General features: G+C 37.9%; 19 protein-coding genes and 1 riboswitch. Of the genes, 17 read left to right on the plus strand and 2 right to left on the minus strand.

From position 1 onward, the window contains the following. Position 1 precedes the first annotated feature (1 nt). A riboswitch (purine riboswitch) is annotated at positions 2-103 on the plus strand. A 56-nt stretch (positions 104-159) separates the two neighbouring features. From DW761_RS05310 to ruvB, 14 genes are all read left to right on the plus strand, one after another. Then, positions 160-1479, plus strand: coding sequence for a uracil-xanthine permease family protein (locus DW761_RS05310; protein WP_117516638.1), 1320 nt, complete (start codon positions 160-162; stop codon positions 1477-1479). Beyond that, complete coding sequence (locus DW761_RS05315; RefSeq protein ID WP_117516639.1) at positions 1469-1987, plus strand: nucleoside-triphosphatase; 519 nt, start codon at positions 1469-1471, stop codon at positions 1985-1987. The genes DW761_RS05310 and DW761_RS05315 overlap by 11 nt, the downstream gene beginning before the upstream one ends. Beyond that, positions 1984-2982, plus strand: coding sequence for an ABC transporter substrate-binding protein (locus DW761_RS05320; protein WP_117516642.1), 999 nt, complete (start codon positions 1984-1986; stop codon positions 2980-2982). Before DW761_RS05315 ends, DW761_RS05320 begins: the two co-directional genes overlap by 4 nt. Position 2983: 1 nt before the next feature. Continuing rightward, on the plus strand, positions 2984-3952 hold the full coding sequence (locus DW761_RS05325) for a FecCD family ABC transporter permease (protein ID WP_117516643.1): 969 nt from the start codon (positions 2984-2986) through the stop codon (positions 3950-3952). Then, the gene (locus DW761_RS05330; protein ID WP_117516645.1) at positions 3949-4719 is read left to right on the plus strand and encodes an ABC transporter ATP-binding protein; all 771 of its coding nucleotides are present in this window, start codon (positions 3949-3951) and stop codon (positions 4717-4719) included. Before DW761_RS05325 ends, DW761_RS05330 begins: the two co-directional genes overlap by 4 nt. Positions 4720-4724: 5 nt before the next feature. Continuing rightward, positions 4725-5495: an FAD binding domain-containing protein gene (locus DW761_RS05335; protein WP_394336549.1), complete on the plus strand. Its 771-nt coding sequence runs from the start codon at positions 4725-4727 to the stop codon at positions 5493-5495. Continuing rightward, complete coding sequence (locus DW761_RS05340) at positions 5486-5950, plus strand: (2Fe-2S)-binding protein (protein ID WP_117454592.1); 465 nt, start codon at positions 5486-5488, stop codon at positions 5948-5950. Before DW761_RS05335 ends, DW761_RS05340 begins: the two co-directional genes overlap by 10 nt. Beyond that, positions 5947-8223 (plus strand): xanthine dehydrogenase family protein molybdopterin-binding subunit, encoded by a 2277-nt coding sequence (locus tag DW761_RS05345; RefSeq protein ID WP_117516649.1) that lies wholly within the window; start codon positions 5947-5949, stop codon positions 8221-8223. The genes DW761_RS05340 and DW761_RS05345 overlap by 4 nt, the downstream gene beginning before the upstream one ends. Continuing rightward, positions 8213-8770 (plus strand): nucleotidyltransferase family protein, encoded by a 558-nt coding sequence (locus DW761_RS05350; protein WP_117516651.1) that lies wholly within the window; start codon positions 8213-8215, stop codon positions 8768-8770. The genes DW761_RS05345 and DW761_RS05350 overlap by 11 nt, the downstream gene beginning before the upstream one ends. Positions 8771-8845: 75 nt before the next feature. Next, complete coding sequence (locus DW761_RS05355; protein WP_117516653.1) at positions 8846-9436, plus strand: hypothetical protein; 591 nt, start codon at positions 8846-8848, stop codon at positions 9434-9436. Continuing rightward, positions 9433-9999 (plus strand): hypothetical protein, encoded by a 567-nt coding sequence (locus tag DW761_RS05360; protein WP_117516655.1) that lies wholly within the window; start codon positions 9433-9435, stop codon positions 9997-9999. The genes DW761_RS05355 and DW761_RS05360 overlap by 4 nt, the downstream gene beginning before the upstream one ends. 76 nt (positions 10000-10075) lie before the next feature. Further along, positions 10076-11470, plus strand: a complete 1395-nt coding sequence (locus tag DW761_RS05365) for an MATE family efflux transporter (protein WP_199485594.1) — start codon at positions 10076-10078, stop codon at positions 11468-11470. 16 nt (positions 11471-11486) lie between these two features. Beyond that, the gene (gene ruvA, locus DW761_RS05370) at positions 11487-12068 is read left to right on the plus strand and encodes a Holliday junction branch migration protein RuvA (RefSeq protein ID WP_117454587.1); all 582 of its coding nucleotides are present in this window, start codon (positions 11487-11489) and stop codon (positions 12066-12068) included. 3 nt (positions 12069-12071) lie between these two features. Beyond that, the gene (gene ruvB / locus DW761_RS05375) at positions 12072-13085 is read left to right on the plus strand and encodes a Holliday junction branch migration DNA helicase RuvB (protein ID WP_117454586.1); all 1014 of its coding nucleotides are present in this window, start codon (positions 12072-12074) and stop codon (positions 13083-13085) included. Here the strand turns inward: ruvB and DW761_RS05380 are convergent. Further along, a complete protein-coding gene (locus DW761_RS05380) occupies positions 13082-13447 on the minus strand; it encodes a TIGR04086 family membrane protein (protein WP_233513030.1) in 366 nt (121 codons plus the stop codon). The genes ruvB and DW761_RS05380 overlap by 4 nt on opposite strands. Positions 13448-13498: 51 nt before the next feature. Here DW761_RS05380 and DW761_RS05385 point away from each other — a divergent pair, with 51 nt between their 5' ends. Continuing rightward, positions 13499-14161, plus strand: a complete 663-nt coding sequence (locus DW761_RS05385) for a DUF421 domain-containing protein (RefSeq protein ID WP_117454584.1) — start codon at positions 13499-13501, stop codon at positions 14159-14161. Here DW761_RS05385 and DW761_RS05390 read toward each other — a convergent pair. Beyond that, positions 14142-15443 (minus strand): oligosaccharide flippase family protein, encoded by a 1302-nt coding sequence (locus tag DW761_RS05390; protein ID WP_117516659.1) that lies wholly within the window; start codon positions 15441-15443, stop codon positions 14142-14144. The genes DW761_RS05385 and DW761_RS05390 overlap by 20 nt on opposite strands. Positions 15444-15639: 196 nt before the next feature. Here DW761_RS05390 and DW761_RS05395 point away from each other — a divergent pair, with 196 nt between their 5' ends. Further along, the gene (locus DW761_RS05395) at positions 15640-15930 is read left to right on the plus strand and encodes a post-transcriptional regulator (RefSeq protein ID WP_117454582.1); all 291 of its coding nucleotides are present in this window, start codon (positions 15640-15642) and stop codon (positions 15928-15930) included. Next, positions 15927-18212 carry a protein translocase subunit SecD gene (secD, locus tag DW761_RS05400; protein ID WP_117454581.1) on the plus strand — a complete coding sequence of 762 codons (2286 nt, stop codon included), beginning with the start codon at positions 15927-15929 and terminating at the stop codon, positions 18210-18212. Before DW761_RS05395 ends, secD begins: the two co-directional genes overlap by 4 nt. Positions 18213-18270 lie beyond the last annotated feature (58 nt).

Raw genomic sequence — 18270 nt, forward strand, 5'->3', positions numbered from 1 at the left:
CTATGGTAAAATTGCGTTGTTTCGTATAAGCTTGCTGTGATGGTGCAAGCGTTTCTACCCTCAGACCGTACTTTTGAGGACTATGGATCAACGCTTTTTTTATGAAGATGTGTTGATTCTCGTAGTGTACGAGAATTTTTTATGTGTAAAGGAGAAAATATGGAAGAAAAGAAAAAAGACACCATCTATGAATTAGATGGGACAGTCCCTTTAAGAAAGGCACTGCCGTTAGGTATTCAGCATATTCTGGCAATGTTCTTGGGAAATGTATCACCACTAATTATCATTTGTGGTATGTTACAGATGAGTGGTGCATTAAAGATGACATTGATTCAGAATGCAATGTTTGTAGCTGGGGTAGCTACATTGATTCAGCTATATCCATTCTGGAAGATTGGTAGTGGATTGCCAATCGTTATGGGTACTAGTTCAGGATTTATCGGTACTGCGAAAGCAATTGGTGCTGCATTTGGGTATGGTGCACTGATGGGCGCAAGCTTTGTTGGCGGTATCTTTGAAATGGTAATGGGATATTTCATCAAACCGCTTCGTAAACTGTTTCCACCAATCGTGACAAGTCTGGTAATTATTTCTATCGGTTTATCATTATTGCCAGTAGGTATCAATTATTTTGGTGGTGGCAATGGAGCTGCTGATTTTGGAAGTGTTCACCATTTGATGGTAGGTACATTCGTTATTATTGTTATTCTGATTGCAAAACAGTTTAAAGGCTTTATCAATAATGCTTCTATTCTGATTGGAATCGTAGCCGGATATATTTTAGCAATCTGTTTGGGTATGGTAGATTTCACACAGTTAAAAGAAGCTGCATGGATCGCTGTTCCTGCCTTTATGCCAGTTGCGTTTGAATTCAATGCACAGGCTATTATCGCCATGGGTATCATGTTTATTGCGACAACTGTTGAAACTATCGGTGATACAAGTGGTGTTGCCAATGGTGGTTTGGGACGTGAAGCAACCAATGAAGAATTACAGGGAAGTGTTATGGCAGATGGCTTGGGAAGTGTATTAGGTTCTATCTTTGGGGTACTACCAAATACTTCTTTCTCCCAGAATGTAGGCCTTGTCGCAGTTACGAAAGTCGTAAATCGTTTTGTCATCATGACGGGCGCAGTATTCTTGATTCTTTGTGGATTCTGTCCAAAGTTGAGTGCTTTATTCTCTATCATGCCACAATCTGTATTGGGTGGTGCTGCAGTTATCATGTTCGCTATGATTTTAGTAAGTGGTATCCAATCACTTGCACGTTGTGATTTAAATGAACGTAATGGTTTGATCATCGCATTAGCGATTGGTTTGGGTGTTGGTATTGGTAATGTACCTGCAGTATTGGATCAATTGCCAAGCTGGGTAGGAAATATCTTTGCACAGAATGGTATCATTATGACGTTTGTGATCGCAACCATATTGAATTTGATTTTGCCAAAGGATAAAAACGAAGTTTCAAATGAAAAATAAAAAAGTCTTTTTGACAGGAGAGAAGAGCGTAGGCAAGTCTTTCTGTATCAATGAGATCATCAAGGAGTGTCAGTTAAGCACATGTGGCTTTCAGACACTTCCTTTTTATGAACAAGGCATACGGAAGGGATTTTATCTTCATGCATTCGTAGATGTTGAAGAAAATGATCAGCGTTTTTCTATTCAGCATGATACATATAATGAAGTGATTCCTGGAATATTTGACACCTTTGGCACAGAAATTTTAAGGAAAAGCAGACAGCTGCCTGCTCATGTTTTGATTTTAGATGAAATAGGAAGATTAGAAAAAGATGAACAGCTGTTTCTATCTGAATTAAAAAAAAGCATCGCAGAAAAACGAGATATCTTTGGTGTTTTAAAGAAATGTGAGATACAATATATACAGGAAATAAAAATGCGTGATGATGTTGTTATTCTGGATTTTGATAAATTGTCATATCAGGATATCAAAGCAAGTGCAAAAAGAATTTGGGAGGACAGATCATGAAACGATTATGTAAAGGACTATTCGCTGTTTGTTTATTATTGACATTAACAGCATGTGGGAAAAGTGAAGCTTCAAAAACATCCAATATTACGATTACAGATCAGGCGGGTCGTGAAGTAACATTAGAAAAGCCAGCTGAAAAAGTAGTCAGTGGATACTATATCGCTACTTCTACATTGATAGGACTAGGACAGGAAGATAAGTTAGTCGGTGTGGAGATGAAAGCTGATAAACGTATGATTTATAAAAAAGCAGCCCCTCAGGTCATAGATTTACCAGCAATGGGCAATAAAAAATCATTCAACGTAGAAGAATGTGCGAAAGCCAAACCGGATGTTGTTTTTTTACCAAACAGCTTATCCAGCTATATTGATAAACTGGAAGAATTAGGTATGAAGGTCATTATTCTGAATCCAGAAACAATGAGTGATTATGATGAAGCAATCAAGATCATTGCTGCTGTAACAGGCGCAAAAGATGAAGCAGATGCATATTTTACATACCGTGATGAATTAGAAGCAAAATATCTAAAATTGGATACAGCTCCAGACAAGCTTGTTTATTTTGCTGGAAGTGAACTGTTGGAAGCAAGTGGGGAACACATGTTTCAAGGAGAACTGATAAAAAAAGCTGGCGGTGTCAATGTGATGAAGGAAGGAAAAGACAGTACATGGATGAAAATCAATAAGGAAGAATTATTGAAGAAAAATCCAGCATATATCTTTGTGGAGAATAAAGGCGCAGATATCAATGGCTTCTATGATGATGAAGCGTATCGTGATATAAAGGCAGTGAAAGATAAACAGGTATATGAATTTCCAAGCAAACTGGAAACATGGGATACACCAAATCTTTCTTCCTGCTTAGGAGAATTATATATGGCATCCGTATTATATCCAGAAAAGGTTTCTAAAGAGGATGTGATCAAGGAAGCAAAAGTCTTCTATCAAAAGTTTTATCAGATCGATGTAGACGCAAAGGATTTAGGCTTATAATATGAAACAGAAAGCAGGATTTCTTGCGCTATTGACAGGGTTGATACTGGTATCTTTTGCTTGTGGGCGTTATCCTTTATCACTTTCTCAGATGATAGAAGCGTTGTTTCGTCAAGGGGATGCCATGATACAAAGTGTAATCTGGAATATCCGTATGCCAAGAATCCTGCTTGTTTGTTTATGTGGAGGTGCCCTGGCTTTATCGGGTATCATCTATCAGACGATTTTTAAGAATCCCTTAGCATCAGGTGATGTGATTGGTGCCAGCTCTGGGTGCTCTCTTGGCGCAGTTATTGCGATATTGTTTTCCCAAAACACTTATCTGATTGAACTATCTGCATTTATCACAGGACTTGCGACTGTATTATTTACAATTTATCTGGCAGGCAAAGTCAAAGGAAATCGTATTTTAAATTTGGTGATTGCTGGATTGATCATGCAGGCGATGATGACCAGTGCTTTAATGGTTTTAAAAATCAATGCAGATCCTATGCATGAGTTAGCAAGTATTGAATACTGGTTGATGGGTGGCTTTAATGATGCATCATGGACACAGGTAGGTATCACGGCAGTTATCGTATCACTTAGTTTTCTTGGGGTGTACATCTTGCGCTGGCAGATTCAAATGTTATCATTTGGAGAAGAAGCAAATACGCTGGGCATCAACGCAAAACGTATCCGCTTTGCGGCATTGCTTTTGTCAACTTTAATGGTATCCTGTGTGATATCGATTGCCGGCATGGTAAGCTGGGTGGGACTTCTGGTGCCACATATTATCCGATTGCTGCGCAAGGAAGCACTTTATCAGAATATGGGAATCACATTCTTATGTGGTGCTTGTTTTTTATTGTTATGTGATACGCTGGCAAGAAGTCTTTTCACGATGGAGCTGCCCATCAGTATCCTGACAAGTTTCTTTGGGGCAGTCTTTTTGATCGTTTTATTTGTGAAAGGCAGGTTTCCTATATGATTGATGTAAAACATGTTTCTGTCACACTTTCTAACAAAAAGATTTTACAGGATATCAGCTTTCAAATACCACAAGGCAGGATCTTAATGGTATTAGGTGAAAACGGCAGTGGGAAAACAACTTTGATCAAGAGTATGCTGCAACAGCTTCCGTATACGGGAGATATCCTGTATCAGCATCAGCATATATCCCATATGCAAGAAAAAGAGCGCGCTAAGATATTTTCATATGTACCCCAGATCAAAGAACTGGCAATGGATATGCGCGTAGAGGATTGTATCGTGGCAGGATGTTCACGTCATTTATCAATTTTTGAGGTTCCATCAAATGCCCAATACGAACAGGTAAATGCTTTGATGGAAAAATTTCATTTAACACATATCAAAGGAAAACGTCTGGATGAAATCAGCGGTGGAGAGTTACAAATGGTCTATGTTGCCAGAGCCTTCCTTCAAAATGCCTGTGTAATGATCATGGATGAACCATGCACCTATCTGGATTTTAAACGTCAGCATATGTTCTTACAGGAAACAAGGCGATTATGTAAAGAAGGAAAAACCATTGTATTAACGATTCATGATCCTAACCTTGCCTTGCAATATGGGGATGAGATCATCCTGTTACATAAAGGTAAATTAAAGGCACATTTAAAAAAAGAAACAAATGATATGGAAAAAGAATGTCTGCGATATTATAATGAATTATATGGCAATCATTTTACAATGAGCAATATGATAGAAAAAGGATTTCTAATATGGAAGGAGTGAGTGATTTGCAAATTTTACAATATGTGAAACCAAAAAGTCTGGAAGAAGCATATACGCTTTTAACCAAAAACAAAAATAATCAGATCATCGCCGGAATGATGTGGTTGAAGATGCAGGAGCGAAGTATTCCAACAGGTATTGATTTATCTGATTTAGGACTGGATCAAATCAAAGAAGATGAACATGGCTTTGCAATCGGCGCAATGACAACGCTTCGTGAACTGGAAGTACATCCAGGTCTTAATGCACTTACCAACGGGCTGTTTCAAAGTGCATTTCAGGATATCGTAGGGGTGCAGTTTCGTAATATGGCAACCTTGGGTGGTTCGCTGTATTCACGTTTTGGATTCTCTGATATTCTAAGTGTTTTACTTGTTTTGGATTGTGATGTATATCTGTATCATGCAGGAAAAGTCAATATTAAAGACTATGCTCAAATGAAATATGAACGTGATATCTTAACACATATTTATATTCGCAAGGAGCAATTAGAAACATTATTTCTGTGTATGCGAAAAAGTGCGACAGATATTTCTACCTTGAATATGGCAATCGCAAAGACAAAGGATGCTTATCGTATCAGTATTGGCGCAAGACCAAAACGTGCCATGCGTTTTGATTTCCCGCTGGATTGTGATGTAGAAACGATGAAACAAAGTATTTGTGATGATTTGTTTGCGGATAATATGCGTGGTAGTAAGGCATATCGTATAGCATTAAAAAATGCATTCTTGGAAAAAGCAATGAAGCAGTTAGGAGGATGTGTATGCAGGTAATGATCAAAGTGAATGGTACCATGATCAAAGAGGATATCAAGGATGATATGCTGCTGCTAGATTTTTTAAGAGATCATGGCTGTTACAGTGTGAAAAGAGGCTGTGAAACAAGTAATTGTGGGTTATGCACTGTCTGGATGGATGAAAAACCAATTCTATCCTGTGGCATGCTTGTGGCACGTGCAAACGGGCATGAAATCACAACATTGGAAGGCTTGGAAAAGGAAGCACATGAGTTTGCGGTATTTATGGCAAATGAAGGCGCAGAACAGTGTGGCTTTTGTTCCCCTGGACTTATCATGAACGTACTTGCCATGGATAAAGAATTAGATCATCCAAATGTTGATGAAATCAATCATTACCTTGCCGGAAACTTATGCCGTTGTACAGGATATATGGGACAGCTGCGTGCTGTTGAAAAATACCTGGCAAGAGATAAGGAGGGGAAAGCATGAAATATGTGAATCAGCCCATCGTAAAAAAAGACGCATATGCATTATTAAGCGGGAAGCCGGTTTATTGTGATGATCTTGCGTTAAAAGACTGTCTGATCATTAAATTACTACGTTCTCCTCATGCCCATGCAAAAATTAAATCGATCGATACCACACTTGCGGAAAAAGTGCCTGGTATTGAAGCTGTTTATACCTATAAAGATGTACCACAGGAGCGTTTTACCCTAGCTGGGCAGACCTTCCCAGAGCCATCTCCATATGATCGTCAGATTTTGGAAGATGTTGTTCGTTATGTAGGGGATGAAGTTGCTATCGTTGCAGGGAAAGATGAAGCATGTGTCAATAAAGCATTAAAATTAATCAAAGTTGAATATGAAGTGCTGGATGCTGTTCTTGACTTTACAAAAGCAATTGATAATGAAGTCATCGTACATGCAGAAGATAATTATAAAACGCTTTGTGAAATTGGAAATGAGCGTATGCGTAATATCTGTTCACACGATGAAAGTATTGTTGGTGATTTAGATGCTGCATTTGATCAGTGTGATATCATTCTTGAACGTGATTACCATACCAAAGCCAATGCGCAGGCAATGATGGAAACATTTCGTTCTTATGCCTATGTAGATGCATTTGATCGTTTGAATGTTGTCAGCTCTACGCAGGTGCCCTTCCATGTTCGCCGTATGTTATCAAATGCTTTGGGTATTCCTAAAACAAAGATACGTGTTGTAAAACCAAGAATCGGTGGAGGCTTTGGCGCAAAACAGACAGGCTGTTGTGAAATCTTTGCGGCATTTGTGACATGGAAATTAAAGAAACCAAGTAAAATCGTTTATACAAGAGAAGAAACTTTTACTGCCAGCAATTCCCGTCATGAAATGAAAATGCATGTAAAGATTGGCGCAAAACAAAACGGAGAAATCCTTGCGATTGATTTACATACGTTGTCCAATACCGGAGCTTATGGAGAACATGGTTCTACAACCGTTGGATTAAGTGGTCATAAATCCTTGCCAATTTATAATCATATGCTAGCATCACGGTTCCATTGTGATGTTGTATATACCAATACGATGCAGGCAGGGGCATATCGAGGATATGGCGCAACGCAGGGACAGTTTGCGGTGGAATCCGCAGTCAATGAACTTGCGGAAGCTTTGCATTTGGATCCATGTGAATTACGCTTTATGAATATGGTTAAAGAAGGCGAAGTCATGCCACAGTATTATGGAGAACAATTAAATGCCTGTGCATTAGATCGCTGCCTGAAGAAAGCCATGGATATGATTGGCTGGAAAGAAAAAGGCATCGTGCGTGATATGGGAGATAAGATGCGTGGATTAGGGGTTGCCTTGTCTATGCAGGGAAGTGGAATCGCAAATGTGGATATCGCTTCTGTTATTATCAAATTACAGGATGATGGCTTTTATACTCTGGCAATCGGTGCGACAGATATGGGTACGGGCTGTGATACAATTTTGGCACAGATGGCCGCAGAATGTTTAGAATGTGATGTTGATCAGATTGTAACACAAGGTGTAGATACCGATGCATCCCCATATGATACCGGCTCTTATGCTTCCGCGACTACTTATGTGACAGGAATGTCTGTGGTAAAAGCCTGTGAAGTCTTAAAGAAACAAATCATAGAAGAAGCAGCTGTATTGATGGATGTAGAAAAAGAACATATCAGCTTTGATGGTAAAAAAATATATGCAATTGAAGATGGTAAAGAAATGAGCTTGTCAGATTTTGCGAATATCTGTTTTGCGGGTGGCAAAGGTGCTTGTCTGATTGCAAATGCATCCCATTGTTCACCAACATCTCCACCTCCTTTTATGGCAGGTATTGCCGAGGTTGACGTGGATAAACTTACAGGTGAAATCACTATGGTGGATTATGTTGCGGTTGTGGACAGTGGTACTATCATCAATCCAAACCTTGCCAGAATTCAGGTAGAAGGTGGTATCGCACAAGGAATAGGAATGGCTTTATATGAAGATGTTACTTATAGTGATACAGGAAAAATGCGTAATAACTCCTTTATGCAATACAAGATACCGACACGTTTGGATGTAGGAAGAATTTGTGTAGATTTTGAAAGCAGCTATGAAGACAGTGGCCCATTTGGCGCAAAATCCATTGGAGAAGTTGTCATCAATACGCCATCTCCTGCGATTGCTTCAGCCGTTGCCCATGCAAGTGGCATGCATGTAAGAACCTTGCCAATCACTGCTGAAAAAGTATTACTGAAACAGGATGAAGATTAATTTAGTCATTTTAGCTGCTGGAAACAGTACAAGGTTTCAGGAAAACAAACTGTTATATCCATATCATGGAATCGCTCTTGTGGAGCATGTGTTTCAACATATCCCCAAAGCATGTTTTGATCAAGTTATTGTTGTGACACAATACGAAAAAGTAGAAGCATTAGCGAAGCAATACGACTTTGTTGTGGTATATAATCCAAGTCCTGAAAAAGGAATCTCATATTCCCTGCATCTTGGATTAGAAGCAAGTTTAACATCTGATGGCTGTATGTTTTTGGCAGGAGATCAGCCATGGTTGAAAACCGACAGCATCAAAGCGTTATGTGAGCATTTTGATGGCACCCATATTCTGTGTGCATCTACACATGGTATTATAAAAAACCCAATTATTTTTCCAGCTGTGTATTATGAAGAGCTTTTATCGCTGGTGGGAGATGTTGGTGGAAAAAAAGTGGTGCATCGTCATAAAGAAGCATGCATATTGTGGGAAGTAGATGAGCATGAGCTATATGATGTTGATACAAAAGCAAATCTGAAGATTTTTTAAAGTCTTCAGATTTTTTTGTTGTGCATATGCTATTTATGGTATATACTTTATATAAAGCAGAAAGAAGGGTCGGGTATGATTAACTTTGCAGGGAAAAAACGTGCGTATATTGGTGTGGATGTATTTTTAGCATCCAATGCAGAAGATTTATTTCAGCTGTTTGCCAAACGTCACATACAAATGGTGTTAGTAGTCAAGGATGAACAAGAGGAAGAAGAAATGAGAAAGCATGAGCTGTTTGATTATATGGCATATGCTGTTCAAAATATGGATATCGGAATATGGGGGATGACACCTGATATCGCAAAATATCATAAGATCAAACAATCGCTGTGTGTATCGATTATGGGTGATCCACATGAATGGATGCCTGGCGTTGAACAGGTGGATACCATTGTGGAATATGGCAGTCCGGAACGTTTTATCCATTATAAATTTTTGTATGATCGTATGTTGTTTACCATTTTGACAACCATTGTCTTGCTTTGTGTATTTATCATCACACAGATTGTATATCATGGAGTATTGACAATGCCAAATGGTCCTTTATATATCGTTATGTGCGCAATCTGCATTGGCATAAGTTTTCTTTTTGGTTTGTATCGCGGTGTGTATACCGTTGGTGCATTTCTATTGGAAATGTTTGACTGGTGGGAGCTTTCATGATCAACTTTACGTGGAAACAATGGATATATGTCGATGCCTATATCATGCATTGTGAAGAAGTAGAGGATTTATTCCAGTATTTTGCAGATCATCATAAAAAAATGATCGTATGTGTGGACTCTGCTATGGAGTTAGAACGTTTAAAAAGCTTAAAAGCTTATGGATATATAAATGATGTTGTATATCATAAAGGGATAGAAGCAATTGAAACAGACTTACATAATCATAAACGCAAAATAAAAGATGCAGTGATTATAACACAGCATCCATTTAATACAAAGGATATTACAAGTCTGGGTATTGAAGACCAATATGGAAACCTAACCAATTTTCTGCATGTGTTAAGAAGATATGAAGAAACATTATATCGTAAGCTGATCAGTGTTAATATCGCCATGATGATCTTATTGTGTATATCTTTTTTCTGTAAGCTGCCAAGCTCACTTGCAGGTAGTTTGATGCTGGTGGCAATCATGATTTTGATCATAAACTTCTTTTATGGCGTATCGAAAGGAATATTTCACTTGGGCCAGCTATTTGAAATGATCGTTGATTCACTGTAACACTTTTTTCTTTCCTTATCATACGATTGACATACGTGATATAATAAACGTAAATTTGGATAGAAAAGAGTGTTTTATGATGGAAAAAAATGATTTTACAAAAGGAAAGATTTCAAGAAATATACTGAATCTGGCAGTGCCGATGACATTAGCACAACTCATCAATGTGTTATACAACATCATTGACCGTGTGTATATCGGTCGTTTGCCACATGTGGCGAGCCATGCATTAGCTGGGGTGGGTATCACATTTCCAATTATCACAATTGTCATAGCTTTTGCGAATCTGATTGGTATGGGTGGTGCACCACTGTTTTCCATTGAACGGGGAAAAAACAATCAGAGTAAAGCAGAAGAAATCATGGGGAATTCATTTGCGTTATTAATTATATGTGGCGTTATATTGACCATTGTGATCTTTTTATTTAAGGAGCCAATCCTTTATCTATTTGGTGCGAGTGATACGATATTCTCATATGCCAACGATTATATTTCTATTTACTTATGTGGCAGTATCTTTGTGATGATTTCTTTGGGTATGAATAGTTTTATCAATGCACAAGGCTTTGGTAAAACGGGTATGTATACGGTACTCATAGGCGCCATTTTAAATTTGGTATTAGATCCATTATTTATCTTTGTCTTTGATTTAGGTGTCAAAGGTGCGGCGATTGCGACAATTATTTCACAATTTGTATCTGCGCTATGGGTATTGTATTTTCTAAGCGGTGGGGATACGATTATAAAACTAAAACGTGAATCCATGCATCTAAAGCTTTGTCTTGTTAAAGAAATTATAACACTAGGAATGTCTGGCTTTGTCATGGCTATCACAAACAGCCTTGTGCAAATTGTATGTAATGCGACCTTACAACAATATGGCGGGGATATTTACATCAGTGTCATGACCGTTTTAAATTCCATCCGTGAAGTTATCACAATGCCGGTTAGTGGAATCACCAATGGTTCCCAACCGGTTATGAGCTTTAATTATGGTGCAGGATGTTTTAGCCGGGTAAAAAAATGTATTCGTTTTATGAGTGTCGTCTGTGTCAGCTATATGGTGATCATGTGGTTAATCACTCTGGCGATACCAGATATCTTTATTAAAATATTTAATGATGATGCATTACTGCTTGAAAAAGGTGTACCGGCAGTAAGGTTGTATTATTTTGGCTATTTTATGATGGCTTTTCAATTCTGTGGACAATCAAGCTTTGTGGCTTTAAATAAAAGCCGACAGGCAATCTTCTTCTCTTTATTTCGTAAAGTCATCATCGTAGTGCCATTGACTTTATGGCTTCCTACCATACCATCCCTTGGTGTGATGGGCGTATTTCTGGCAGAGCCGATCAGTAATTTTATAGGAGGAAGTGCAAGCTTTCTTACGATGCTTGTCAGTGTGTATCGAAAACTTCCAGCAAGAGATGACAGAATCGCTAGTCTTGAAGAGATGTCTATGGTACAATAAAGGGCAGGTGATAAGTATGATAGCATTTATAAAAGGTGTAATACACAGCTATACCAATGATTCTTTGATTATTGAAAATAACGGGATGGGATATCGTGTATATATCTCTAATCCAGCGGCAGTGAAATTAAACGCCGAAGTGACATTGTATACATATATGCATGTTCGTGAAGACGCACTGACCCTGTTTGGGTTTACAACGATGGAGGAACATGATTTATTCTTACAGCTGATATCAGTTAAGGGAGTAGGACCAAAAACCGCTTTAGCAATGCTGGGCGTATGTCCTGCGAAGGAAATGATCATGGCAATCGAACAAAATGATGTGAAGAAATTGAAATCACTGCCTGGCATCGGCGCAAAAACAGCTTCCCAGATTGTATTAGATTTAAAAGGCAAATTAGTGGAAGAAGTAAGTGAAATCGAAGTAGAAGAAAACTTGGAACTTGCGGATGCAATCGAGGCTTTAAAAGCACTGGGATATAAGACAAGTGAATTAAACAGCATCAAAAAAGAATTATTAGCGTTAGATCATAAAACTTCTGATCAGTATGTAAGAAGCGCTTTGACAATGTTAGCGAAAAGAAAAGGAGTCTAGCAAATGGAGCGAGTATTATCAAATGAACATCAAAGCTTTGATGAAGATGCGTCTTTGCGTCCACAAAGCCTGAAGGAATATATCGGACAGACACAGTTAAAAGAAAATCTGTCAATTTTTATTGAAGCAGCCAAACAGCGAAATGAAGCATTGGACCATGTATTGTTGTATGGCCCTCCAGGACTTGGGAAAACAACTTTATCCTATATTCTGGCAAATGAAATGGGTGGCAATATCAAAACAACCAGTGGACCATCCATAGAAAAAAGCGGCGATTTAGCCGCAATCTTATCTACATTAGAAGCTGGAGATGTGTTATTCATCGATGAAATTCATCGTCTTCCTAAACAGGTAGAAGAAATTCTGTATCCTGCCATGGAAGATTACTGCATTGATATCGTGGTAGGAAAAGACAGTGCATCCGTAAGAAGCATTCGTTTGGATTTACCACCGTTTACATTGGTAGGTGCAACGACACGTGCAGGTGATTTAACAGCTCCCTTGCGTGATCGTTTTGGTATCGTTTCACAATTGGAATTTTATACGTTGGAGGAACTGATGCAGATTTTAAGAAGAACTGCTCGTGTCATGGATACCGATATCGATGAAGAAGCAGTCTTGGAAATCGCTAGACGAAGCAGAGGAACACCACGTATTGCCAATCGTTTATTTCGCAGGGTGCGAGATTTTGCACAGGTGATGAATGATGGCTATATCTCATTAGAAATCGCCGCAATGGCACTTGATAAACTGAAAGTTGACCACTTAGGTTTAGATGCCGTTGACCATAAATATCTTAAGGGTATCATTGAACGTTTCAAAGGTGGACCTGTTGGTCTGGATGCTCTTGCCAGCAGTATTGGAGAAGAAACAATGACGCTGGAAGATGTGTATGAACCATATCTTTTACAGATTGGTTTTATCAACCGTACACCTAGAGGACGTGTTGTGACGGAAAAAGCATACCAGCATTTAGGCTATGACTTACGAGAAGGTCTGTTTGTGCTGGAGGATTAAGCCTTTTTAAACTTTGCATAGGCAATCATACAGCCAAGAATATATGCCAAACATTTACTCAATGTTTGTAAAATAGACATAAATTCATAGCTATGAGAAAGCAACATACATAAAATAAAAAGCAATAAAGCAATCACAAAAGCGTGTAACAACGCTTTTTTTTGTGCTAATATCCCCAGAAAAACACCACCAATCACAAACGCAATTACCCCACTTATCCAGTTAGCCATATGGAAGGTAGAGGTAGATATCAGCATAAAATAGTATAAAGCCGCAAAAATAAGAGAAAATAACAATGTGGATGCACAAAGGAGTGCAACAGACTCCAATGATATTTTACATATCTGTTTCAAGTGTTTCACCTCAATGTATTCTATGTGTGAATGTGGTCAACTATGCAAGGAGGAAGACAAATGCAGGAATATCTTAATTTAATGGTCAAATGTTTTGTGGTGTATATCGTCATCGTGATTGCATTACGTTTAATGGGAAAAAGAGAGGTAGGGGAATTGAGTGTATTTGATATCGTCATTTATCTGGTTATGAGTGAATTACTAGCTATCAGTATTACAGATGCGGATGAAAGTATTATGAAATCACTGGTACCTATCTTTACACTGGCGTTTTTACAAATCGTTATTTCCTGGTTCTTATTGAAAAGTAAAAAAGCCAGAGATGTATTTGATGGTAAAGATGTTATTTTGATTCATAATGGTCATATAAATCAGGAAGCTATGCAAAAAAATCGTTACAGCATGGATGATTTAATGAGTCAGATCAGAAGCAAGGATCTGTGTTCTCCAGATGAAGTTGCTTTTGCGGTATTAGAAAATAATGGCACATTAAGCATTCTTGCCAAGGATAAATGTAAAGTCAAACATCCAGATCCTTTGATCAGTGATGGAACTGTGAATGAGAAAGCATTAAAGGATTTACATAAAGACAGTGCCTGGTTAAAGCGAGAGCTGGAAAAAGAAGGCATAGAAAACATGTCTGATGTGTTTTTATGCCTTTGGCAGAAGAATGGCTTTTTTGTGATTAAAAAAGAAATAAAATCTAGGAATACGCTTTTCTAAAGGAAAAGAACAAACGAAATGCATGCATAAGGGTTGTGACTAGCATTCCAGCAGTGATCCCTATACTTAATGCTGCAGGACCAATTTGGGAAGAAAGAAAAGCAACACAGCCAATCCGTATCAGGGAACCTGCCAGGGTATCTGATACGGTTTTTTTACTTAAAGAGAGGGCATGAAGCATGCTGGATAAAGGTGGTTGCAAGGCGTATAATGCAAAAGGCCAAGCCATCTGCTTCAATAATAATGCGCCTTTATTTGTATGATAAAACAGCTGTAACAATTCTTCATTATAAAAATAACAAATGACACTGCATTCCATCCCCACAAGAAAACAACATCCTAAAATAGTTGTAAACAGCTTATTCGCCTGTGCTTCATGATGTCTTGTATAATGATACGTAAAAGAAGGCAATAAAAAGTTGCTTAAGGTAATGGTCAAAAAGGAAGGCATGGTGATGATGGGAAGAATATAGCCATTCACAGAACCATAGGCATTGATCATCGCCTGGGATTGTAGGGCAGATAAACCATAAACCATGACGATCGGTTCTAAAAAATAGGTAAGCGAACCAATCAGGCGACTGCCTGTCATAGGAATGGATACATGTAAGACTTCATCAAAGTTTTTTCGTTGCAGATCATGGAATAAGGCAGGAACATGAAGCGGTGTTCTTTTTTTTATCAATAATGATAACAACATATAGATAGAACTGAATACTTCGCCAACACTGATGGATATCATCGCCAAACGTGCCATGGATACAGCATCCAGCAAAGGATATCGATCAAAGATGATTAACAGAAAGATAATACGGCTGCCTTCTTCAAACAACTGGCATGCAGTCGCAGACATATGACGCTGTATGCCAAATAAATACCCTTTTAATATGCCGGATATCGTAACAATCGGAATCAAAGGCAATATTGCATATAAAACAGGCAGAATCACATCCTGTTTTAATATCACATGTGCCATAAAAGGAATGGCAAACAGAAATAGCATGATAATAATCACATTACTGCAGACAGATAAAAAAATAGCTGCCTTTAATGGCTTATGAGGATTGTGACTTTGGGCAATGACCTTGCTTAAGGCATTGGGAATACCCATTTGAGCTAGGGTGATCATAAATACCATGGTAGAAGAGGCGAGGGAATAATAATTCATAGCATCGCCGCTTAACTTGCGGGCTAATAGGATGCGGACAATAAAGGATAATGCCTTGGCGATAACGGATAATATGACAAGATAGAAAGTAGATCGGATGATCGTTTTTTTCATAAAGCACCTGCTTTCGATATAGTATATGAACAGATTTTTAAAATATGTAAATGGCACATATACATAAAAGAAAGTGTGTATACATAGGATGGTACATGAGTGCAAGATACATAAGGATATGTAAAATTTAAAAAAACAATGTGCAATCAAATAAAATAATGCTATAATATTAAACAGCGATATTGAGGAGGAGACTATGGAGATTCAGAATAACATTGATGATAAATATCTGAAATTAGCGATTACCCTGAAAACAAGCGAACTTCAGAGAACTCAGTTGTCTTCTTTAACATATCAGCATGTAGAAAGTGCATTAATCGCAAAATGGAAGTTTCAAAAGCCCAAAAGCTTTCATGAAGCCATAGATGATGTAATGAAAATCGATGCAAACGAAGTGGTTGCCTATTTGTCTACAGAGGCGATCATTGCGGGTTCTAAAATGAAGATTAATGACTTTGATGACTTGTTTGGAGGAGATAAGCAATGAAAAAATCCCGTTTGGTAGTCTTTGGTATTTCCATTGTGACCGTTGTGGTAATGATGATTTTTGGAAGTCCATGGATTGCAAAAAATATGAGATTGGGACTGGATCTGCAGGGTGGTTTTGAAATTCTTTATAAAATCACACCGTTAGAAGGCAAAACATTGCCGGATATGACAGCTGTAGCAGAATCCATTAACAAGCGTATTGACGTATTAGGTGTCAACGAACCTGAAATCACAGTCGAAGGTGATGATCAGATTCGTGTACAATTGGCTGGTGTTAAAGATGCAGATGAAGCAAGACGTATCATTTCAACAACAGCTAACCTGACATTCCGTGATATCAACGACAATCTGTTGATGGATGCCAGCGTACTTGAAGAAGGCGGCGCAACACTTGGAACAGATGAGTATGGCCGTTATCTTGTAAATTTAAAAGTAAAAGATACAGAGAAATTCTATGAAGCTACAAAGAAGGTTGCTGCAATGGGCACTGGCTCCAACCTGATGGTAACATGGTTAGACTTTGATGAAACTAAAGATTCTTATGCAGCAGAAAGCAAGACAGAAAAACCAAATTATGTTTCTGCGGCAACTGTAAAAGAAGGGTTAAACAGCAATACTGTACAAATCTCTGGTAACTTTACAAAAGAAGAGGCAACAGAATTAAAAGATTTGATCAATTCTGGTTCCTTGCCAGTGAAGATGAGTGAAGAATATACCAATGCAGTAACAGCAGACTATGGTATGAATGCTTTTGAATCCACAATGATGGCTGGTGCAGTAGGCGTAATTGCCATTATGTTGTTTATGATTTTATACTATCAGTTACCAGGAATCATTTCCGCAATCACCATTGCTGTTTATGTATTTGTTGTATTCCTGATTTATAATCTGATGGGTGGTGTATTTACACTATCTGGAATTGCTGCATTAGTGTTGGGTGTTGGTATGGCGGCAGACTCCAATATCTTAACATTTGAACGAATCCGTGATGGATTGTATTCTGGAAGAAGTGTAAAAACAGCCTTCTATGAAGGAACAAGTAAATCTTTTATTACTATTTTTGATGCTCAGTTCACAACTTTTATTTCCGCACTGATTCTGTATTTATTAGGTACAGGAAGTGTCAAAGGATTTGCGACAATGTTGATCGTATCTACAATTTCTACATTGTTATTGATCGTATTTGTGGCAAAATTCTTCTTAAAGATGTTAGTTGACAGTGGATGTCTGGATGGTAAATTAAAACTGTTTGGCGTAAAAGAAACACGTGTTCCAGATGTAAACAAAGGTGAAGAACGTTTCTATTATGGAAAATTCGCAAAATTTGATTTTGTTGGAAAAGCAAGATACTTTATTACTGTGACAATCAGTGTGTTGGTGATTGGTATTGGCTTTATGGCTTTCAATGGCTTTAATGGCAATGAAGCCTTAAATCTTGGTATTGACTTTACTAGTGGTACAAAAATCACAGTGGTAAGTGATGATGCAATTAACGCATCTACATTAAAAGACCAGTTAAAAGATCTTGGTATCAATACTAAGAGTATTAAGATCAATGGAAAAGGCGATACAACTGCAACTGTATTCGTAAAAGAAGCAATTGAAACAGAAAAAATGGACAGCGTAAAAGCAAGTCTGAAAGATATTTATCATCATGATGTAAACGACAATACTGTAACACCAATTATTGGACGTCAGTTAGTGAAAAATGCATTCTTGATTTCTATTCTGGCATGGATCGGTATTATGATTTATATCTCATTCCGTTTCAAATGGGATTATGCAATCAGTGGTATCGTTGCCCTGATTCATGACTTGTTGGTCATGATAGCATTCTGTGCAATTCTGCGTTTGGAAATGAATACAGAAATTATCGCGGTATTACTAACGATCATTGGTTATTCTATTAATAACTCAATTGTTGTATTTGATAGAATACGTGACAATGTAAAAGCTAATAAGCATGAAGTTATCACAAAAGAAAGATATAAAGAAATTGTCAATGATGCATTGCAGAAGACAGCAACACGTTCTATTCTTTCTACATTAACAACGATGATGCCAGTTATCACATTGTTGTTGATGGGAAGTAATGCCATCAATACATTCTGTTTGATGTTATTCATAGGATTGTTCTTTGGTGCTGGATCATCTTTATTTATCGCAGCACAGCTGTGGTATCAGATTCGTATCCACCACAAACCTAAGAAGCATACAAAGAAAAAACGTAAAAAAGAAGATATAGAAGAAATGATCATTCCAGGAATGAATGATTACTAAAACGAATAAGATGGACATGCGCCATCTTTTCTTTTAGCATTTCTGACGAGTTTTTGTA

The sequence above is a fragment of the Absiella sp. AM29-15 genome (genome assembly GCF_003434225.1).
In the GTDB taxonomy this organism is placed as follows: domain Bacteria; phylum Bacillota_I; class Bacilli_A; order Erysipelotrichales; family Erysipelotrichaceae; genus Hoskinsella; species Hoskinsella hominis.